This is a genomic window from Deltaproteobacteria bacterium RBG_16_64_85 (assembly GCA_001798885.1).
Classification (GTDB): Bacteria; Desulfobacterota; Deferrimicrobia; order Deferrimicrobiales; family Deferrimicrobiaceae; genus FEB-35.
The window spans coordinates 1-21,259 of the sequence record MGQW01000028.1; the positions used below are offsets into that span (position 1 = coordinate 1).

Consider the following 21,259-nt stretch of genomic DNA (forward strand, 5'->3'; position numbering starts at 1 on the left):
TCCCCACCGGGGGCATCAGGAACCCGAGCTCGAGGTTCGCAAGGAAGATGATCCCCAGGTGCACGGGGTGGACATTGAAGGATGCGGCGAGGGGGGCAAGGATCGGGACGATAACGACGATCGCAGAGAAAATGTGCATGAAGGCCCCGACGACGAGCAGGAACCCGTTCAGGACGAGGAGGAAAACGAACCGCGAGTGGATCGTGGACCGGACCCAATCGAATATGGTCTGCGGTATCCCGGCATCGACCATGTACCCCGTGAGCCCCGTAGCCGCCGCGAGGAGGATGAGGAATCCACCCACGAGGCGTGCGGACTCCGTCCCCGCTTCTGGAAACTGCCTCCGCAGGGTGATGTCGCGATGGATGAATACTTCCATGCAGAATGCGTAGAGGACCGTCATCGCAGCCGCCTCGACGGTCGTCGCAAACCCCCCGAAGATTCCGAGGAGGACGATCACGGGGAGGAGGAGGTCCCACTTCGCATCCCAGGCCGCAGCTCCCAGCTCCTTGAGGGAGAAGGGCGTCCGCCGGGCGCCCGCCCGGACCCCTCCCCGGATGGCCCAGGCCGCCAGGATCGCCGTGAGGAGAACCCCCGGCAGAAACCCCCCCTTGAACATCTGGTCCACCGCGATCCCCGCCACGACCCCGTAAAGGATGACCGGAAGGCACGGAGGGAAAAGGAGCCCGAGCGAACCGGAGGCCGTAAGGAGCCCCAGGGAGAACCTTTCCGTGTACCGTTCCGCGAGGAGGGCCGGCAACAGGATCCCCCCGAGCGCGACGATCGTGACGCCCGAGGCGCCGGTGAAGGTCGTGAAGAACGTGCACACCAGCACCGTGACCACTGCGATCGCCCCGGGCATCCAGCCGACAAGGGCCCGGAAGAAGCGGACGAGGCGGCGGGAGACGTTCCCCACCGTGAGGAGGTACCCGGCGAAGGCAAACAGGGGGATCGTGGGAAGGGACGGCGAAGTGACGAGGCGGTAGATCTCGGCGGAGATCGACGCGAGAGGGACGCCGGCGTGGCGGAAGAGGATCACCGCGAGGCCGCCGAGGGCGACGAAGAGCGGGGCTCCGAGGATGACCGCGACGAGGAGGGTTGCGAGCGCGGCCGCGAACGGCGCGCTTTTGAGGATCAGGCCCGAGGAGACGAGCGCCACGCACGCGCCCGCGGCGGCCGCGACGGCCGCACGGACCCGCCAATCCCGGGATGCGCCCCGGACGAGCCGCCACGCGATGAGGGCGAACCCCGCGGGGATCACGCCTTCCGCGAACCACACGGGGAGGAACGGGATGACGCGCTGCCGGTCGGCCCACTCCGCCCGGACGAGCTGGAACCCCGAATAGGCGAGCAGGAGGGAGACGGCGGCGGAGACCGCCGCGGTGAAGGCGGCCAGGACTCCGCGGGTCGGCTCCCGGAACCGTTCCGGGAGTCGGCCCAGCGACAGGAGCCGGTCGTCCCGGGCGGCGATCGCCCCCCCGAGGAAGCCGATCCAGAGGGTCGCGTGCTGGACGAGGGTGTTCGAACCGGGAATCCCCGTCCGCCAGAGGCGGCGGCCGACGATCTCCAGGAGCGGGAGCACGGCCATGCCGACGAGGAGGACGATCGAGACCGCGTTCTCGACGCGGTCGAGGAACCCCGCCTGCGGCCTTTCCCCGGCAGGGGGGAGATGAGGAGGCGCCTCCAACGTTACCGGGTCCCGCCTTTTTCTCCGCTGCGATCCGCCCGGTACTCGTCACGGTACTTCCGCGCGGCGTCGAACATGTCCGCTGGAATGATTTTTCCGCGGATCCGCGGATAGACATCCTCGACGATCTTTCGCCATTCCGCCTGGACCTCCGGGGGAACGTGGCTGACCATGAGCCCGTTTTTCACCATGACCTTCACGGCCTCGTCGTTGAGCCGGCGGATTTCGTCGCGCAGGTTTTTCCCTGCCTCCCGCGCCGCCTCGAGGATCCTCGGTCGCAGGTTCTCCGGGATGGAAAGCCACGCTTTCTTGTCGATGATCGTGGCCCCGGTGAGCGGGACCCACCGGAGGTCGGCCATGTGCGGCGCAAGCCCGAACCACTGGAACGCCAGGGCGGCGAGGGGGGTCGTGTCGAAGGCGTTGATGAGTCCCGTCTGGAGGCCCGGCAGGATATCGATCGCGGAGAGGGGCACGGGGTTGAACCCCGTCTCCTTGTAGAGCTGGATGAGGTTCGTGTCGCCCGACCAGACGAAGAGCTTCATCGCCTTGACCTCGGAGGGACGGGTGAACGGATGTTTCGCGAAGAAGTGGACCCAGCCGGCGTCCCCCCAGTTGAGGACGATCATCCCCTTCTCCTCGAGCCGGCGCTCGAGGACGGGGGAGAGCCGGTCGCGGACGTAGTCGAACTCCTCGTCGGAGGCGTACATCATCGGAACGTGGAGGGCGTAGAAGGAACGGTCGAGGTACGAGAGCCCGATCCCGGTGACGGCCGCCGCCTGGAGCTGCCCCACCCGCATCTTCCGGATCACCGCATCCTCGTCGCCCGACACGCCGCCCGGGTAAATCCGCAGGGTGACGGCGCCGTTGGTCGCCTTCTTCCACCCCTCCCCCATGGTCTGAAGGACCCTGTACCAGGACGACCCCTCGGGTGCGAGAGTGGCCATCTTGATGACCATCGGCGCAGCCCCAACGGTGGAAGCGGCGAGTGCGAGAAACAAGAGAGCTGCTGCGGCGGCGGCACGCCTATTCCAGGAACAGTTCATCCACCCTCCCTTTCAGCCAGCGCGCCTTGCGCTGCGCGACGAGATTGGCCAGCCGGTATTCGGGGGCCTCCTTGCGCGCGTCGAAAGCGAGCGCCCGGTCCAGAAGATCCAGGAACTCCCTCCGGTCCTGCGCCCGCACCGAAACGGTCTCGGCCAGGGTCACCAGGGGCGAAACCTTTTTCCCTCCGGAGAGCTCCATCGCCCGCTCGAAGTGGTACCTGGCCCTTGCCGCCGATCCTCCCATCGCCTCTGGTCGCCCCCCTTCGAAGGCGATGAAAACCTCATGGACCGACCCGCCGTCGAAGTCCTCCTGGAGCGCGAGCGCCCGGCGCAGGAGGGCTTCGCACCGGGGGAGGTCCGCCAGCATCTCCGGATCGTCCTGTGCGGAGGCGACCGCCAGACTCCAGGATACACCGGTCCAGTAGAGGAGCGGCACGTCCTCCCGCACCGCGGACCCGACGGCCTTCGCCGCGTCCGCCGCGAGCTCCTCGCGGAAACCCGCATGCGCGTCCGACAGCCCCCGCAGGCCGTACGTTCTGGCGCGCAGGTAGAGCCGCCGCGCCCGTTCCCTGCCGGCGCGCGAGACCTCGGGATCGGACGCCTCCACCGCGTCCTGCCAGACGTAGGCGCCCGCGTATTGGGTGAAACCGCGGGCGAGGGAGGTCAAAAGCCCGCGGTGATGCGGCTGCTCGGCAAGGAGGGATTCCATTGACTTGAGCGCGAAAGGAATGGAGTCCCGGACCAGCTCCGGATCGTCGTCGGCCGCGAATCCCTCTCCCCCCGAGGAAACGGCGTCGGCCACCTTGTGGAGCACGTAGGTCCTGGGGGAGCATCCGCCGGCCCAGGCCGCGAGGAGAAGCGCCGCCGTGAAAACCGCCGCGGGGTTCCTTTTACCCATTGTTCGCGGGACCTTCGTCCGGTCCCGGGTGCCCCAGGATCTCTTCCACCTTCCGCCCGAGCTCGCTGCGGCGGAACGGTTTCTGCAGAAAGCCGCCGAACCCCTCCGCCACGATCTCGCGGATCCGCCCACTCTCGTCGTACCCGCTCGCGAGAAGTCCGCGCACCCCGGGGGAGATCCGCCGCATCTCGGCGAAGACCCGGTCGCCGGTCATGCGGGGCATCATCAGATCGAGAAGGACGAGATCGATCTCGCGGAAACGCTCGCGGAACAGCTCCAGCGCGTCGACGCCGTCCCGGGCCTCGAGCACGCGGTATCCGAATGACCTCAACATGGCGCCCACCACTTCCCGGACGTCGTCTTCATCGTCGGCGACGAGGATCGTCTCCGCCCCGCTGCGCGACGGCGCTTCCGCGCATTCCCCCTCCGCGGGCGCCCCGGAAGCGGCCGGGAACCCGACGAGGAAGGTGGTCCCCTTGCCCGGCTCCGACCGGACAAGGATCGCCCCATCGTGGCTGTCCACGATTCCCCGGACAGCCGCCAGCCCCATCCCCCGCCCGATGAATTTCGTGGTGAAAAACGGCTCGAAGATCCTGGCGAGCGTCTTCTCGTCCATCCCGCTCCCCGTGTCGGATACCTCCAGAACCGGGCAAGGCCCCGAAAGCGGTCTGCCGGACCGCGCATTCCCTGCCGCCGCCCCCTCCCCGTCCGCAGGCGCACCTTCGATGCTGTCCGGCAGGCTTTCTCTCTTCCCGGTCCGGACGGTAAGAACGCCGCCGCCGGGCATCGCTTCTCCGGCGTTGAGGCACAGGCTCATCACGACCTGCTTGAGCTGCGTGATGTCGGCCAGTACGGGGGGGATCCCCTCGGCGAGGTCGAGCCGGAATTCCACAGAGGCCGGAAGAGCCGCTTTCAGGACGGGTACGTCCTCCAGGACCGCCTGATTCAGGGAGACGATCCGGGGGCTGTACTTCCCCTGCCGCGCGTACGCCAGGAGCTGGCGGGTCAGCTCCACGGCACGCGCCCCGTTTCGCCCGATCATGGCGAGGAATTTCCCGGCCTCCTCGTTTCCCGCAAGTTGCAGGGACAGCATCTCCACCGCCCCCGTGATGCCGACCAGCAAGTTGTTGAACTCGTGGGCCACGCCGCTCGCCAGCAGGCCGATGGTTTCCAGTTTCCGGCTCTCGAACAGAAGGCTCTCCATCTTTTTCCGCTCGGTGAGATCGCGCGTGACCCGCAAGACCTGGCGGACCCCCCCTCGTTCGTCGAGCACAGGCGAGGAGACCGTCTCCACGTCGGTGTAACCGCCGTCCTTCCGTCGGAGCCGGTACTGGAGCATGGCCGCCGTGCGATCCCCCCTCGTCAGGCACCGGTTTCCCTCCCGGAACTTCTCCCGGTCGTCGGGGTGGAGGAAGGATTCGGCGGGAACCCCCATCATCTCCTCCGGGCGGTATCCCAGCATCCGTCGGGCGGCGGGACTTGCGTAAAGAACCTTCCCCGCGGGATCGTGCAGGGAGATGAAGTCGAGGGCGTTGTCGGACAGGTAACGGTAGCGGGCCTCCGATTCCCTCAGGTGTTCCTCCATCCTGCGGCGTTCGAGCGCCGCGGAGAGGATGGGGGACACGACTTCCGCGACCACGCGCACGTCCCCTTCGCGCCACGCCCCCGGAGCGCTGTACCTGTGGAGAGAAAGCAACCCCAGAAGTCGGGTGGCGAACCTCAAGGGAAACAAGAGGGTGGACCGGACCGGACGGGAACCATACAAGGTCCGGATCGGATCGTCGGGGGGCAGATGATCGAGATCGTCGATCTTCAGGACGACTTCCGAACGGAGACGCTCCAGCGTCCTTTCGAGCGGGCCCTGCGAACGGTAAGCGTCCCGAAGGTCCGGCCATTCGCCCGGAAGCGAGCCGTGCCAGATCTCCACCCGGGCTGGCTCCTCCCGGCAAGACACGAGATAGCATCCTTCCGCGCCGCACAGGGCCTGGATCTCCCGGCACACCTCCCCCAGCAGTTCGTCCAGGCCGAGCCCGAGTGCGCAGATCCGGGCAATTCGAGGCACGGCAAGAAGCGGAACCTCGCCGGATGACGGATCGCCTGCCCCCCGGATCTTCACCGGAAACGGTATCGTGTCTCCCATGCCTCTGCCACCTTCCACCCGCGTGAAGCGTTTTTCCCTTATAAGAGGGTTGCGGAGGGATGTCAATAAAGCGCTTTGCCGTCCTCCTTGATCTTAATACATAAGGAAAAATCTCCAGATGTCCCAACCGGGAACGGCTGCCGCCTCCGAGGCTTTTCTCTTGCCGAGGAACCGGACTCGATATTAAATGTAAGGTAATGTTACCGGGTCTGGCTCCCCAGCTGATCGAGACCCTCCTTGCCGGGATTCCGGCGTTTCTCTTCGCTTTGCGGCACGCAGACCTGTCGCTCCTCTGGATCACGAACGGGGCGGCGGGAATGACGGGATTCGACCCGAGAGACCTCCTTGCGCGGCCGGGACTTTTTGCGGAGCGCCTTTCTCCCGATGACCGGGAACGCCTTGCCCGCCTCTGGGGAAACGCCGCGTCGGCCTCCCCCGCGCCCGAGGATTTCCGGTTCCGGTGCGCCGACGGAAAAGCGCGATGGCTCCGGATCACTCTCCTCCCCTCGGCGGGCGCCACTTCAGGCGATCCCCTCTCGATCGCAGGGATCGCCTGGTCCATCGACGATGCGAGAGGTTCCCGCAGGGAGGCGCACCTGGGACAGTGCGCGCTGCTGGCCGCGGATGTCCCGATCTTTCTCACCGACATGTCCGGCCGGATTCGCCTCTGGAACAGGGCCGCCGAGCGGTTTTTCGGGTGGAGCGCCGGAGAAATGGTGGGGAGCGCCATCCATCCGCTCTTCCCCTTTCCTTCGGAGTCCGTGGAAGGAATCCTCCGGCGCGTGCGGGAGGAAGGAGCGGTCTGCCGCGAAGACCGGCTTGTGAGCAAGACGGGGAAAACGGTTCCTTGCCGCCTGACCGTTTCCCTCCTGAAGGACGATGAAGGCAACCCGGAGGGGACGGTCGTCGCCGTCGGCGGAACGGCGGAGATCCGCGGCCTGGAGAGCCGGCTGCAGGAGGCGATCACCCGCCTCCGGATCATTGAAAAGGTCAACCGGATCATCGCCTCGGAGTGGGACATCCGGAAAGTTCACGGCCGCATCGTCTCGGAGCTGGAGAAACTTGTCGATTTCGACCAGACGTCCATCGCCCTCTTCGAGGAAGGGAAGGACCCCATCATCATCCATGCCTACGCCAAGGGGCGGACGGACCTGGGCAGCGGGACCAGGATCCCCCTCGATCGCTCGGCGCCGGGGTGGGTGCTGGTCCGGCGGATCCCGCGAATCGATGACGACATGACCTCTTCCGAGGAGGCGTTCGCGGAAAACGAGATCCTCGTCCGGGAAGGGATGCGGTCGCGCCTGATGATCCCCCTGTTCGCCGGCAAGCGGGTCGTGGGGACCCTGAACTTCAACAGCCGGAAGAAGGGGGAATACTCCCTGGACACCATCGAGGGGCTGGGAAGCATCCCGGACCAGCTGGCGCTGGCGATCGAGAAGCACCGGGCCTACGTGCGCCTGAAGAACTCGGAGGAGAGGTACCGGCTCCTCTTCGAGCAGGGCCCCCCCGCGGCCATCTCGGCGTTGGACGGACGGTTCGTCGACGTCAACGACGGGTGCCTGACGCTTACGGGGTATTCGCGGGAGGAATTCCTCCGCCTCCGGAACACCGATCTCCACGTCAACCCGGAGATGGCCACCCCCCTGGCCTCCGTCCTGTCGAGCGGCCAAGGCATCGAGAAGGAGGCCTTCATCCGCCGCAAGGATGGCTCGAAGTTCTGGGCAAACGTGAACATCTTCCCCGTCTCGAAGACCCTCGTGCTGGGGCAGATCATTGACATCACCGAGCAGAGGGAGCTGGAAGGCCGTCTCCGCCAGGCCCAGAAGATGGAGGCGATAGGCACCCTGGCCGGCGGAATCGCGCACGACTTCAACAACATCATCCAGGCGATCCTCGGATATACCTCCCTCCTGAAGGGCCGATTCGGAGGGCAGGAGGAGGCGGCAGCGCAGGTCGACGCCATCGAGCATGCGGGTCTCCGCGCGGGGGAGCTCACCCGCCAGCTCCTGGGCTTCGCACGCAGGGGCAAGCTCGACGTGAAACCGACGGACCTGAACGGGGTCGTCGAGAAGGTCGTCACCATGATCCGTCCCACTTTCGACCGCTCGATCGACATCCGGACGGCGCTTCCCGTCGCGCTGCTTCCCGTGGAGGGGGACGCTGGCCAGCTGGAGCACTCTCTCCTCAACCTGTGCATCAACGCGCGAGACGCGATGCCCAACGGCGGGACGCTGCGGATCGAGACGCACAACGTAATCCTTTCCGATCCGGAGGCTTACGGCCTCGCCGAGGCGCCGCCCGGCGAGTACGTTTCCCTGTCCGTCTCGGACACCGGAGTGGGGATCTCCGTGGAGCACCTTCCCCGCATCTTCGAGCCTTTCTTCACAACGAAGGAGCCGGGGAAGGGAAGCGGGATGGGGCTTGCAATGGTGTATGGAATCGTGAAAAACCACGGGGGATGGATCGATGCCCGGAGCGCGGACGGACGGGGAACGACATTCCGGATCCTCCTTCCCGCCTCGCCGATGATGCTCGCGGTGCCGACGGCGCTACCCAAACCGGAGCTCCTCGCCGGGGGAACGGAGACGATCCTGTTCGTGGACGACGAGGAATCGCTGCGCCTGCTGGCGACGGAAACGCTGGGCAGCCTGGGATATACGGTCCTCACGGCCCGGAACGGAATCGAGGCGCTGGCGCGGTACGCGGAAAACCGGCGGGAGATCGCGCTCGTGATCCTCGACCTGATCATGCCGGAGATGGGGGGGGTGGAAACCTTCCGCCGGTTGCGGGAAATCGACCCCGCCGCCAGGGTCCTTATTTCCTCCGGCTACGCGGGAGACGACCAGTCGGAGATGCTTCTCGCTGAAGGCGTCGCGGGGTTCCTCCGGAAGCCGTACCGCATCGGGGCCCTCGCCGGGGCCATCCGGCAGGCGATCGGCCGGAGATCCTGAACGAACCCTCTCACTCTTTCCAGTGCGCTTCCTCGAATCGCCGGATCTTTTTCACCCGCCTCCGGTGCCGGCCGCCGTCGAAGGGGGTCGAAAGCCACGCCGCGACGATTCTCCGCGCCAGCGCGGTGGAGACCTCGTTGGCCCCGAGGACCAGGACATTGGCGTCGTTGTGACGACGGGAGAGTTCCGCGTCCGCGACGGTGGAGACCACGGCGGCCCGGACGCCTTTCGATTTGTTCGCGCAGATGGCCATCCCGATCCCGGACTTGCAGAGGAGGATCGCGCGTTCGGCCTTTCCCCGGCGCACCGCCGCGGCCGCCGCGAAGCCGTAGTCGGGGTAATCGACGGGGGCCGCGGAATCCGTCCCCAAATCCAGGAGAGCAAACCCTTTCCCCGAAAAATGGCGGAGAAGGTCCGCCTTCATGGCCACCCCTCCATGATCCGAGGCAAGGACGATCCGCGGAATTTTCCGGCCCGGGCTCATCTCTCCATCCCCTCCCTTGCCAAGGCGTAGTGCGCCGCCCCGAGTAGCGCCGCCTTGTCGTCGAGGATGACCTTCACCGGCACTCCCGACAGAAACTCCCGGAACCGTCCCTTGGCGCGGAACGCATCGAGGAACGCCCCTTCCGACAGGACGGGCAGGATCGCGGGCGCGATTCCTCCGCCCAGAACGATCCCTCCCGTTGCGAAGAACTGCAGCACGAGGTTTCCCGCCAGCGCCCCGTATAAGGAGGCGAAGAGCCGCAGCGCCTCCCGGCACGCAGACGACCGGACGGAGAGGCCCTCCGATACGATCACCCGGGGCGGATCCTCCCGGGAGAGGAGAGCGTCGACCTCCGGCACCTCTGCAATCCCCTCTGCCTCCCGCAGGAAGCTGTACAGCGCATGAAGCCCCGGGCCCGAGACCACGCGCTCCGCGCTCACGCGTCCGAACCGGGACCGGAGAAATTCCATCAGACCCGCTTCCCGCTCGTTCCGCGGAGCGAAATCGGCGTGCCCCCCCTCGGAGGCGAACGGCAGGTATCCCCGGCTCGAAGGGACGAGGAACGCCACGCCCAGCCCCGTGCCGGCCGCAACCACCGCGACGGTCCCTTCCGGATCCGCTCTCCCTTCCTGCAGGACGGCGAGCCGTTCGGGCGCGAGGAAGGGAACCGCGAACGCCGTGGCCTGCAGGTCGTTGATGAGGAAGCCGCGCCGTGCGTCGCAGGCATGCCGGATCGATTCCTCCTCCACTACCCAGGGAAGGTTGGTCAGCCGGCTCCGTCCTGCGCGGACGGGTCCTGCGACTCCGATGCAGGCCAGGTCTACATCCTTCCGGCCTCCGAGGAACTCCTTCAGGATGGACTCAAACGAAGGGAACTCCTGGCTCGGGTAGGAGCGGACATCGCCGCACGAGAGCCGCGCGCCTTCCGGACGGAAGAGCGCCAGGTTGGTCTTGGTCCCTCCCGCGTCGCCGGCAAGGATCATCGCCTTCCTCCGCCGTCCTTCCGGATCGCGAGCGACGCCGCCGCCTCGTCGGCCAGGAACGTCACTTTCCCCCGCGCAGGGGAAACCTGCGAGGCCGGAAGCGCCGGATCTCCGGAAAGAACGCTGTACAGCGCCTGCGCTTTCTCCGCCCCGCTCACCAGGAAAATGACCTGCGCAGCGGCGGAAAGGACCGGAAGCGTCAACGTCACACGGGAGACCGGCGGCTCTCCGCCTTCCGACGCCACGACCCAGGCGTTGCCCACCGCGGTTTCGGGCATGCCGGGGAACAGAGAGGCGGTGTGTCCGTCCTTCCCGATCCCCAGCAGGATCGCGTCGAACCGGGGAAAACCGCCGGGAGGAACCGGAAACTCGGCGCGCAGCGCCTCCTCGTACCGGCGCGCCCCCTCCGAAGGGCAGGAAAAACCGGTGTCTACGAAGTGAACATGGGACTCCGGGACAGCTGCCCGGGAGAGGAGCGTCTCCTGCAGCATCCTCCGGTTGTTTCGGGGATCCGCCGGAGGAACCCACCGCTCGTCCACCTGGTAAAAATGGACCCGTTCCCAGGGGAATCGCGCACGGTACGGCTCGGCGGAGAGAATCTCGTACGTCCGCCGCGGCGTTTCCCCGCCGGACAGTGCCATGTGGATGCGGGAAGCCGGCTTCCCGCCGCGGGCGAGCACCGCCGCCCGCTCGCGAACGATCCCCCAGAGCCTGCCGGCCGCGGCGCGCGCCAGTTCCTCCGCGGAGGACACGACGAAAAGCCGTTCTGCGTAGGGGTTCTCTCCCCTTCTCACGGACGGCGCCACCGGTCTCTTCCTTCTTCCATGAGCGCATCGGCCTCCGGCGGTCCCCAGCTCCCAGCGGGGTAGAAAACCAGGTCCCGCGAGGGATCTTCCTGCCATCGGCGAAGGAACGGGTCGAGCAGCGTCCAGGACGTCTCGACTTCCTCCTCCCGCGGGAAGAGCGCCGAGTCTCCGTGCATCACGTCGAGCAGGAGCCGTCCGTAGGCCGGGGTGCTCCGCGCGCCGAACGCTTCCCGGTACGTGAAATGGAAATCGACCGGCCGCACGCACACCGCCGGTCCGGGATCCTTGGCCCCGATCCGCAGGGAGATTCCCTCCTCCGGCTGGATGTTGATGACGAGAAGATTCGATTCCATCTGGCCGCACGCGGTGTCCTCGAACAGCAGCGATGGGGCGGGGTGGAACTGGATCGCAATCTCGGAAACCTTTCTCGCCATCCGCTTCCCCGTGCGAAGGTAGAAGGGGACGCCCGCCCAGCGCCAGTTGTCGATCGAAAATTTCATCGCTGCATACGTCTCCGCGAAGGATCCGGGGGAAACGTTCTTCTCCGCGCGGTAGGCGGGGACTTTCTTCCCGTCCATTTCCCCTTCGGCGTACTGCCCCCTGACGCACACTTCCCCTGCCCGCTCCGGACGTACCCGCGCGATCGACTTCAGCAGTTTGAGCTTCTCTCCCCGTACTTCGTCGCCGTCGAGGGAGTGCGGCGGCTCCATCGCCACGAGCGCCAGGAGCTGGAGTAGATGATTCTGGACCATGTCCCGGACCGCACCCGCCTCCTCGTAGAAATCGCCCCTCCCCTCGACGCCGATCGTTTCGGCCACGGTGATCTGGACGTGGTCGATGTAATTGCGGTTCCAAATCGGCTCGAAGATCCCGTTGCTGAACCGGAAGACGAAGAGGTTCTGGACGGTTTCCTTTCCCAGGAAGTGGTCGATCCGGTACACCTGCTCTCCCCGGAACACCGAAAGAATCTCCCGGTTGAGCGCGCAGGCGCTCGCAAGGTCGCGCCCGAACGGTTTTTCGATGATCAGGCGGCGGAAGCCGGGGAGGTCCGAGGAGGGAGCCGCAAGGGCCGCCGACCCGATTCTCCCGACCAGGGAAGCGTAATGTCTCGGGGCAACGGCGGCATAGAAGACGATGTTGCCCGGGATCCCCCGGCCGGAGCACAGGGACCGGATGCGATCCTTCAATCCCGGGTAGCTCGCCGGGTTTTCGAGATCCGCAGGGTGGTAGAAAAGCCTTGCGGCAAACGCATCCCATCGGGCGGCGTCGAACGTCTCCGGGGTCAGCGAATGCGCGGCATCCCGCAACAAGCTCCGGAACGCATCGTCCGAATATGCGGTTCGCGAGACGCCCAGCACCGCAAAGCCTTCCGGGAGGAGATTTTCCTGGTAGAGTCCGAAGAGATCGGGGATGAGCAGGCGCCGGGTAAGGTCCCCCGATGCGCCGAAGATCACCAGCAGGCACGGAGGGGGAGGCCCGATCCACGCCCCCTTGTGGGACTCGTCCGCCGCACCGGTTGCAGCCGTCATCTTTGCTACTCCTTCTCCTTCTTCGGAACCGCCGGATGGACGGCGTGTCCCCCGAACTCGTTGCGAAGCGCGGCGAGCATCCGCATCGCGAAGGAGTTCTCCTGCCGGGAGAGGAAGCGCATATAGAGGGACAGGCCGATCGCGGGCAGGGGCACCCCCGCCTCGATCGACCGCTCCACGATCCACCGCCCCTCGCCAGAATCCTCCACATACGGGGAAAGTCCGGCAAGCCCCGGGTCTCGCGACAACGCGCGGCCGGCCAGCTCGAGCAGCCACGAACGGACCACGCTCCCCCGGTTCCAAAGGGCGGCTATCGCCGGGAGGTCGAGAGGGAAGGGGGCCGTCTGGAGGATCTCGAACCCTTCGGCGTATGCCTGCATCATCCCGTACTCGATCCCGTTGTGGATCATCTTCACGAAGTGGCCGGCGCCGTGAGGCCCCACGTAAGCGAACCCTTCGGGCGGGGCCAGAGTGGCCAGCACCGGCGAGACGTGGCGGAACGCCTCCTCGTCGCCGCCGGCCATCAGGCAGTACCCTTCCGCAAGCCCCCAGATCCCCCCGCTCGTCCCCACGTCCAGGAACCGGATCCCGCGCTCGCCGAGCCGGGTCGCGCGCGGCGGCGCGTCCGTGTATTTCGAATTGCCGCCGTCGATGACGATGTCTCCGGGGGACAGGATCGGCTGGAGGAAATCGATGCTTTCGTCCACGGGGGCGCCGGCCGGGACCATGAGCCAGACGACCCTTCGGGGGGAGAGCTTCGCGACGGCATCGGGGAGTGACGCGGCGGCGATGCACCCTTTTTCCCGCGCCGCAGCCTCGACGGCGGCCGGAGACCGGTCGACCGCCACCACCTCGTGCCCGCCGCGCAGCAGCCGGAGGGTCATGTTCAGCCCCATCTTCCCCAAGCCAACCATCGCGATCCGCATGGCGCACCCCCCATCCGGCGGACGTTGTTGATCTCAGGCAATGCCAGCCGACGATAGCCTCCGCTCGATGGCCGCGAGCAGCTTGCGGAAAGAGTCGGCGAAGCTCTCCACGCCGTCCCGCGTCAGTTTTTCGCAGACCGTTTCGAGCCCGATATCGAGGAGCCCGAGGTCGGAAAGGATTGCCCTGGCCTCCGCTTCCCTCCGGGACAGCGTGTCGGCCACGACCCCGTGGTTCCGGAAGGCGTCCATCGTTTGAGGAGGCATCGTGTTGACGGTGAAAGGACCGATCAGTTCCTCGACGTACTTCACGTCCGGATATTTCGGACTCTTCGTCCCGGTGCTCGCCCAGAGGGGGCGCTGCACCCTGGCGCCCTTCGCTGCCAACTCCCGCCACCGAGGCGTGGAAAAGATCGCCTCGAACCTCGCGTAGGCCAGGCGCGCGTTGGCAACCGCAACTTTCCCCAACAGGGAGATCGCGGTCTCCGCCCGGGGCGATCCCGGCCAGCGGAGGACGGTCTCCTCCAGGAGCTTGTCGACGGCGGTGTCCACCCGCGAGACGAAGAAGGAGGCCACCGAGGCCACGCTGCGAGGGTCGCCCCCCGAGGCGATCCGCTTCTCCATCCCCCGGATGTACGCGGCCGTCACCTCCTCGTACCGCTTCACGGAGAAGATGAGCGTTACGTTGACGGGGACCCCGAGGGAGACGGCCTTCTCGATGGCGGGCAGTCCCTCCGCGGTGGCGGGGATCTTGATGAGCACGTTAGGCCGGGAAACCTTGCGGAAGAGCTCCTCCGCCCGTGACGCCGATTTCTGCGCATCGTACGCGAGATCCGGCTCGACCTCGAGCGACACGTATCCGTCGGCCCCGGACGTGGCGTCGTGGACGGGCCGCAGCACGTCGGCCGCCCGACGGATGTCTTCCGTCGCGATTTCGGTATACGCGGCGAGGACGCTCGCGCCCCCGGCGGAAAGCGCCTGGATCTGCTCGTCGTATTCTTGGCCCCCGGAAATCGCCTTCTCGAAGATCGTCGGATTCGAGGTGACGCCCTTGATGCCGTCCTCCGAGACCAGCCGGGCGAGTTCCCCCGACGCGATGATCCCCCTGTGGATATAGTCGAGCCAGGGGCTCTGCCCCATCTCCCCCAGACGGACCAGTGGATTCCCTTTCCCGGTCATAAGTCCTTCCCTCCCGAGGTAAAGAGCTCTAAAGGAGCGCTATTGCCTTCGCCGCCACGTTCTCGGGCGTAAACCCGAACTCCCGGAACAGCCGGTCCCCCGGCGCGGAAGCGCCGAACCGGTCGATCCCCACGGAAATCCCTCTTTCTCCAATATACCGCTCCCACCCGAAGGTACTGCCCGCCTCTACGGAAACGCGCGCCCGGACGGAAGGCGGGAGGACCGCTTCGCGATAGGAAGCCGGCTGCTCCTCGAACCGCTCCCGGCACAGGAAGCTGACCACGCGTGCGGAAACGCCGTCCGCCTCGAGGAGCTTCTTCGCGGCGAGGGCCACGTGCACCTCGGAGCCGGAGGCCAGGAGGATCACGCTCGGGCTTCCTCCCGCGCCTTCTTCATAGATGTAAACCCCCCGGTAGACGTTGCCGTCCCGGTAAACGGCGGCGTGCGGCAGGACCGGCAACTTCTGGCGGGTCAGGACCAGGGCGCTGGGGCCCGTGATCCGCTCGAGCGCCATCTTCCAGGCCGCCGCGGTTTCGTTGGCATCGGCGGGCCGGAGCACATGGAGGTTCGGTATCGCCCGAAGCGCGGCCAGGTGTTCGACGGGCTGGTGGGTGGGACCGTCTTCGCCGACTCCGATGGAATCGTGCGTGAACACGTAGACCACCCGGATTCCCATGAGCGCGGCCAGCCGGATGGAGGCTCGCATGTAATCGGAGAAGATGAGGAAGGTCGCCCCGTACGGGATGATACCGCCGTGGCGCGCCATCCCGTTGAGGATCGCGCCCATCCCGTGCTCGCGGACGCCGAAATGGAAGTTGCGACCCCCCGGCGGGGCGCCGGGGAGGAACTCCCCTCCGGCCCGGATGAGCGTCTCCGTGGACGGCGCAAGGTCCGCCGATCCGCCGGCGAGCTCGGGGAGCCGCGCCGCGATCGCGTTGATCACCTTGTGCGAGGCGCTTCGGGTGGCGATCGCCCCTCCCTCGAGGAGAAAGGAGGGCAAGCTGTCCGCCCATCCCTCCGGAAGATCGCCCCAGGTCACCCGCTCCCACTCCATGGCGAGGTCGGGGAAGGCGCGCAGATATTCGGCCATCCGTATCCGCCATTCGCGCTCGAGCCGCTCCCCCCGGGGGACCGCTTCCCGGAAATGCGCAAGGACGTCGTCCGGCACGTAGAAATGGGGCTCCTTCGGCCATCCCAGAGCTTCCTTGGTCAGCGCCACCTCCGCCTCCCCCAGCGGAGAGCCGTGGGCTTCCGCCGTGTCCTGCTTGTTGGGGCTCCCGAACGCAATGTGGGTCCGAACGATGACCAGCGTTGGACGCTCCCGCTCGGCGAACGCCGCTTCGATCGCCCGGGAGAGTCCGGGCAGGTCGGTGTTGCCTTCCTCGACCTGGAGAACGTTCCATCCGTACGCGCGGAACCGGCCCGCCACGTCCTCCCGGAAGGCAAGGTCGGTCGACCCCTCGATCGTGATCCGGTTGTCGTCGTAGAAGGCAACGAGGTTTCCCAACCGGTGGAATCCGGCAAGGGAGGCGGCCTCGGAGGCCACACCCTCCATAAGGTCCCCGTCCGAGCAGAGCGCCACGACCCGGTGGGACACGATCTCGTGCTCCGGCCGATTGAACCTGTGGGCGAGCAGCCTTGACGCCATCGCCATTCCCACCGCGTTCGAGATCCCCTGCCCCAAGGGGCCGGTCGTCACTTCGACACCGGGGGTGTGACCCGACTCCGGATGCCCCGGAGTCCTGCTCCCCCACTGGCGGAACTGCCGGATGTCTTCGAGCGAAAGGTCGAAGCCGGTGAGATGGAGCACAGAATACAGAAGCATAGAGGCGTGGCCGCACGAGAGGACGAACCGGTCCCGCCCGGGCCAGTCCGGATTCCGTGGGTTGTACCGGAGATATCGGGTCCACAACAGGTATGCCAGCGGGGCCAGCCCCATCGGCGCGCCCGGGTGGCCGGATCCGGCCTTCTGCACCGCATCGACCGACAGGAAGCGTATTGCGTTGATGGACCGCAGGGCAAGCGGCTCGTTCTCCAATGGATACCTCCCTAGGAATTTCCCGGCCGGGGGGGACGGATCACCGATGCCAAAATCGACCCGGCGAGGAGGGCGACCACCACCGCCAGGGATATTTTTATCGGTATTTCGACCCACTCGGCAAGGACCATTTTGGCCCCGACGAACGACAGGACAAGCCCCAGCCCGACCTTGAGGTAGCTGAACTTCCCCATCGCGGAGGCCAGCAGGAAATAGAGCGCACGCAGCCCCAGGATCGCGAAGATGTTCGACGTGTAGACGATGAACGGGTCGTTGGTCACGGCGAAGATCGCCGGGATCGAATCCACCGCGAACATGAGGTCGGTCACCTCGACGACGACCAGCACGGGGAGAAGCGCCGTTGCGTACCGTTTCCCGTCCAGCTTGACGGTGAACCGCCCCCCGTACGAGTCCGGAAGTGTGGGAACGATCTTCCCGAACAGCCGGAGCACCGGGTTCTTCTCGGGGTGAACCTCGGTTCCGCGGTCGAGGAGGATCTTCACGCCGGTGAAAATGAGGAACCCGCCGAACACGAAGATGACCCAGTGGAACGCCTGGAGAAGGGCGGCGCCCAGAAGGATGAAGACGGCGCGCATGACCTGGGCGCCAAGGATTCCCCAGAAAAGGACGCGGTGCTGGTAGGCGGGGCGGACGTGGAACGTGTTGAAGATCAGGACGAAAACGAAGAGGTTGTCGACCGACAGCGCCAGCTCGATCAGGTACCCGGTGAAAAATTCCAGGCCCCGCACGGCCCCGAAAAAATGGTACACGCCGACGTTGAAAAGGAGCGCCAGCGAGACCCATCCTATGCTCCAGGCAAGAGCCTCTTTCGGCTTGATCTCGTGCTCCCGCTTGTGGAAGACGAGGAGATCGAGCGCCAGCATGCAAAGGACGAAACCCGTGAACCCCGTCCATAACAACGGGGTGCCAATCGATTGCGGCAACATGCCCTCCGGGACAACGGCCGCGATGCTAAAAAGTGAAACGGGGTGATGATACCCCCGCGACGCGGTTTCGGGAAGGGGCGTGTCGCGCGCGCAGCGCCCGCGACAACTCCTCGATCCGGATCCCCCTCAATAAGGAAACAGGTGCCGGTAGAGAATATTGCATCCGATTCCGATCAGCACCAATCCTCCCAGAAGTTCCATTTTCCGGCCGAACCGGTTCCCCAGGGGGGCCCCCAGGTGCATGCCGATTGCCGTCAGCGCCGCGGCGACGATTCCTATGACCACCGCCGGGTACCAGATCCGGACGCGCAGCACGCCGAGGCTTAAACCGACCGCCAGGGCATCCACGCTGGTGGCAACGGAAAGGAGCACAAGCGAGACCCCGCGCGTTGGGTCTGCAGCCGCACTTTCCCCCTCCCCCCCCCGCAAGGCCTCATACATCATCTTCCCGCCGATGAAACCCAGCAGGCCGAAGGCCAGCCAGTGGTCGTAGCCGGAGAGGTACCGCTCGACGGACAGGCCCGCCAGCCACCCGACCACGGGCATCAGGAACTGGAAGAGGCCGAAGTGGAAGGAGAGGCGGAACGTCTGGCGGCCGGAAACCTTCCCGAGCGCGATGCCCGTCGCAATGGCGACCGCCAGGGCGTCCATGGCAAGTCCTACGGCGATCCCCAGCAGCGTAACCGTGTCGATCGAAGACCCCCTTTCGCCCCGCAGGAGACACTCATGGTACCATTTTGATTATCCTCGCCTTAAGGGGGCTGTGCCATGGCCGATCAACACCCCGACAGCTTCGGCACCCGAACCCGCCGGACGATCGGAAAGATCCCCTACGAAATCTTCCGCCTCGAGACCCTTCAGAAAAAGAGGTTCGGGAAGGTATCCCGCCTCCCCTTTTCCCTGAAAATCCTTCTGGAAAACCTCCTGCGGTGGGAGGACGGAGTCTCCGTGCGCACGGAGGACATCGTGGCCCTGGCGCGCTGGGCCCCGGGGAAGGTCTCCGATCGGGAGATCGCCTTCCGCCCCGCCCGCGTTCTGCTCCAGGATTTCACGGGCGTGCCGGCGCTGGTCGACCTCGCGGCCATGCGGGACGCCGCGCTCCGGATGGGGGGGGATCCGAAACGGATCAACCCGCTGATGCCGGCGGACCTGATCATCGACCATTCCGTCCAGGTGGATCGTTTCGCGACGCGGGACGCGTTCGCCGCGAACGTGGCGCGCGAGTTCGAGCGGAACGGAGAGCGGTATGCCTTCCTGCGCTGGGGACAGGAGGCCTTCCGGCGCCTGCGGGTGGTTCCTCCGGGGACCGGCATCTGCCACCAGGTGAACCTGGAATACCTCGCGCCCGTGATCTTCCGGAAGAAGGCGCGGGGCGGTTTCCAGGCGTATCCCGACACGCTGGTCGGCACGGACTCCCACACGCCGATGATCAACGGGCTGGGCGTCGTCGGGTGGGGCGTGGGCGGGATCGAGGCGGAAGCGGCGATGCTGGGCCAGCCGGTTTCCATGCTCCTCCCCGAGGTGGTGGGGTTCAAGCTCTCGGGAAAGCTCCCGGAAGGGGCCACCGCGACCGACCTCGTCCTGAGGGTCACGCAGACGCTGCGGGCAAAGGGGGTCGTGGGGAAATTCGTTGAATTCTACGGCGCGGGCCTTTCCTCCCTCTCCGTGGCCGACCGCGCCACGATCTCCAACATGTCCCCGGAATACGGCGCCACGATCGGCTTCTTCCCGGTGGACCGGGAAACCCTCTCCTACCTGCGGTTCACGGGAAGGAATGCGGCGCAGGTGAAGCTCGTGGAGACCTATTGCAAGCTCCAGGGGCTGTTCCGTACGGACGACACGCCCGATCCCGCCTTCTCGGACACGCTTGCGCTGGACCTTTCCACCGTGGAGCCGAGCCTTGCGGGACCGAAGCGGCCGCAGGACCGCGTCCCGCTCGGGGCGGTGAGGGAGTCGTTCCGGAAAGCGCTCGCGGGCTGGGGAAGGCAGCCGGGGCCCTCCGCGCAGGAGGGGCAGGACCGCTGGGTTGCGGAGGGAGGGAGGGCGGACGCGGGGCCGAAGATTGGCGGTGGCGGTGCCGCACTCGCCGGAGGGGTCCCGGTTACGCACGGCGGCCAGTCGTTCCGGCTCGCGGACGGGGCGGTCGTGATCGCCGCCATCACCAGCTGCACGAACACCTCCAACCCCGCCGTCATGATCGGCGCCGGACTTCTGGCGAAGAACGCCGTGGAACGGGGGTTGCGGACCAGGCCCTGGGTCAAGACGAGCTTTGCGCCGGGGTCGAAGGTCGTCACGCGGTACCTGGACGCCGCCGGCCTCACCCCCTACCTCGAGGGGCTGGGGTTCCATCTGGTGGGATACGGTTGCACCACCTGCATCGGCAACTCGGGGCCGCTGCCGGAGCCGATTGCCGAAGCGGTTCAGCAGGGAAATCTGGCCGCCGCTTCGGTCCTGTCGGGGAACCGGAACTTCGAGGGGCGGATCCATCCGTTGTGCCGGGCCAACTACCTGGCCTCGCCGCCCCTGGTGGTCGCCTACGCGCTCGCGGGAAGCGTGGACGTCGACCTGTCCCGCGATCCGGTGGGGATCGACCCGAACGGCGATCCGGTCACCCTGAAGGAGATCTGGCCGCCGCCGCGGGAAATCGCGGAAGCCGTCCGTGACTGCGTGGGATCGGAGATGTTCCGGAAGGAGTACGCCGGGGTATTCGAAGGGGACGCCGTCTGGAAGGGGCTTCCCGTTCCACGGGCGGAGTGCTTCGCCTGGCAGGCCGACTCCACCTACGTCAAGCATCCGCCGTTTTTCGAAGGCCTTCCGGCCGTCCCCGCCCCCCGCGGGGACCTCGCGGGACTGCGCGTCCTGGCCGTCCTCGGCGACTCCGTGACCACGGACCACATCTCCCCGGCCGGTGACATCGCGCCGGACGGCCCCGCCGGACGCTACCTTCTCGAGCGCGGTGTGAAGCGGGAGGACTTCAACTCCTACGGAAGCCGCCGCGGGAACCACGAGGTGATGATGCGAGGGACGTTCGCCAACATCCGCCTGCGCAATCTTCTCGCGCCTGGCACCGAGGGGGGGTGGACGGTCCACCTGCCGGACGGCGAAACGATGACGATCTACGACGCCGCGATGCGTTACGAGCGGGAGGGAATCCCGCTCCTGGTCGTCGCGGGAAAGGAGTACGGCTCGGGCTCCTCGCGCGACTGGGCGGCCAAGGGGCCGAGGCTGCTGGGCGTGCAGGCGGTCCTGGCGGAGAGCTTCGAGCGGATCCACCGGAGCAACCTCGTCGGCATGGGGATCCTGCCGCTGCAGTTCTCGGAAGGCGTCACCCGCGAGACGCTCGGATTGACCGGAATGGAGATCTTCTCCGTGGAGGGGATCGCTTCGGGGATCTCCCCGGGGAAGCGCGTAACGGTCCGCGCCGTTCTCGACGGAAGGGAAAATGCGTTTCCTGCGGTGGCCCGCATCGACACCCCGGAGGAGGTCCGCTACTATCTCCACGGCGGGATCCTGCCCTACGTTCTGCGGCGACTCATCGGGTAGGGACAGTCCTGGAGAAGGACCTGGCAGGACCACCAAGGTATTGCAGTCACACCGCCGGGGTGGATGGGCCGAAAGGGGATGCCAGGACCGTCCCGGTTTTTAAGCGGC

The 21,259-nt window shown here is 66.6% G+C and carries 15 protein-coding genes; 2 read left to right on the forward strand and 13 right to left on the reverse strand.

Features of this window, described 5'->3' with window-relative positions; all coding sequences use genetic code 11:
* The 4 genes from A2Z13_06310 to A2Z13_06325 all read right to left on the reverse strand — a co-directional run.
* Positions 1–1,687: hypothetical protein (locus A2Z13_06310; GenBank protein ID OGP79979.1), on the reverse strand; the 1,687-nt coding region annotated here is incomplete at its 3' end.
* 2 nt (positions 1,688–1,689) lie between these two features.
* The gene (locus A2Z13_06315) at positions 1,690–2,730 is read right to left on the reverse strand and encodes a hypothetical protein (GenBank protein OGP79980.1); all 1,041 of its coding nucleotides are present in this window, start codon (positions 2,728–2,730) and stop codon (positions 1,690–1,692) included.
* Entirely contained in the window at positions 2,711–3,628 is a 918-nt protein-coding gene (locus A2Z13_06320) for a hypothetical protein (protein OGP79981.1), read from the reverse strand. The genes A2Z13_06315 and A2Z13_06320 overlap by 20 nt, the downstream gene beginning before the upstream one ends.
* Positions 3,621–5,768 carry a hypothetical protein gene (locus tag A2Z13_06325; protein ID OGP79982.1) on the reverse strand — a complete coding sequence of 716 codons (2,148 nt, stop codon included), beginning with the start codon at positions 5,766–5,768 and terminating at the stop codon, positions 3,621–3,623. The genes A2Z13_06320 and A2Z13_06325 overlap by 8 nt, the downstream gene beginning before the upstream one ends.
* A gap of 197 nt (positions 5,769–5,965) precedes the next feature.
* On the opposite strand from A2Z13_06325, the gene A2Z13_06330 reads away from it, so the two are divergent.
* A complete protein-coding gene (locus A2Z13_06330) occupies positions 5,966–8,719 on the forward strand; it encodes a hypothetical protein (protein ID OGP79983.1) in 2,754 nt (917 codons plus the stop codon).
* A 10-nt stretch (positions 8,720–8,729) separates the two neighbouring features.
* Here the strand turns inward: A2Z13_06330 and A2Z13_06335 are convergent, their stop codons facing one another.
* The 9 genes from A2Z13_06335 to A2Z13_06375 all read right to left on the reverse strand — a co-directional run bounded on the left by A2Z13_06335 (position 8,730) and on the right by A2Z13_06375 (position 18,301).
* Complete coding sequence (locus tag A2Z13_06335) at positions 8,730–9,203, reverse strand: ribose 5-phosphate isomerase B (protein OGP79984.1); 474 nt, start codon at positions 9,201–9,203, stop codon at positions 8,730–8,732.
* A complete protein-coding gene (locus tag A2Z13_06340) occupies positions 9,200–10,186 on the reverse strand; it encodes a glucokinase (protein OGP79985.1) in 987 nt (328 codons plus the stop codon). Before A2Z13_06340 ends, A2Z13_06335 begins: the two co-directional genes overlap by 4 nt.
* A complete protein-coding gene (locus A2Z13_06345) occupies positions 10,183–10,980 on the reverse strand; it encodes a 6-phosphogluconolactonase (protein ID OGP79997.1) in 798 nt (265 codons plus the stop codon). The genes A2Z13_06340 and A2Z13_06345 overlap by 4 nt, the downstream gene beginning before the upstream one ends.
* Complete coding sequence (locus A2Z13_06350) at positions 10,977–12,521, reverse strand: glucose-6-phosphate dehydrogenase (GenBank protein ID OGP79986.1); 1,545 nt, start codon at positions 12,519–12,521, stop codon at positions 10,977–10,979. Before A2Z13_06350 ends, A2Z13_06345 begins: the two co-directional genes overlap by 4 nt.
* 5 nt (positions 12,522–12,526) lie before the next feature.
* Positions 12,527–13,447 carry a 6-phosphogluconate dehydrogenase (decarboxylating) gene (locus A2Z13_06355; protein ID OGP79987.1) on the reverse strand — a complete coding sequence of 307 codons (921 nt, stop codon included), beginning with the start codon at positions 13,445–13,447 and terminating at the stop codon, positions 12,527–12,529.
* A 33-nt stretch (positions 13,448–13,480) separates the two neighbouring features.
* Entirely contained in the window at positions 13,481–14,623 is a 1,143-nt protein-coding gene (locus A2Z13_06360; protein ID OGP79988.1) for a transaldolase, read from the reverse strand.
* A gap of 28 nt (positions 14,624–14,651) precedes the next feature.
* Entirely contained in the window at positions 14,652–16,661 is a 2,010-nt protein-coding gene (locus tag A2Z13_06365; GenBank protein OGP79989.1) for a transketolase, read from the reverse strand.
* An 11-nt stretch (positions 16,662–16,672) separates the two neighbouring features.
* Positions 16,673–17,608: a hypothetical protein gene (locus tag A2Z13_06370; protein OGP79990.1), complete on the reverse strand. Its 936-nt coding sequence runs from the start codon at positions 17,606–17,608 to the stop codon at positions 16,673–16,675.
* A 126-nt stretch (positions 17,609–17,734) separates the two neighbouring features.
* The gene (locus A2Z13_06375; protein ID OGP79991.1) at positions 17,735–18,301 is read right to left on the reverse strand and encodes a hypothetical protein; all 567 of its coding nucleotides are present in this window, start codon (positions 18,299–18,301) and stop codon (positions 17,735–17,737) included.
* 75 nt (positions 18,302–18,376) lie between these two features.
* Here A2Z13_06375 and A2Z13_06380 point away from each other — a divergent pair, with 75 nt between their 5' ends.
* Positions 18,377–21,151: an aconitate hydratase 1 gene (locus A2Z13_06380; protein ID OGP79992.1), complete on the forward strand. Its 2,775-nt coding sequence runs from the start codon at positions 18,377–18,379 to the stop codon at positions 21,149–21,151.
* Positions 21,152–21,259 lie beyond the last annotated feature (108 nt).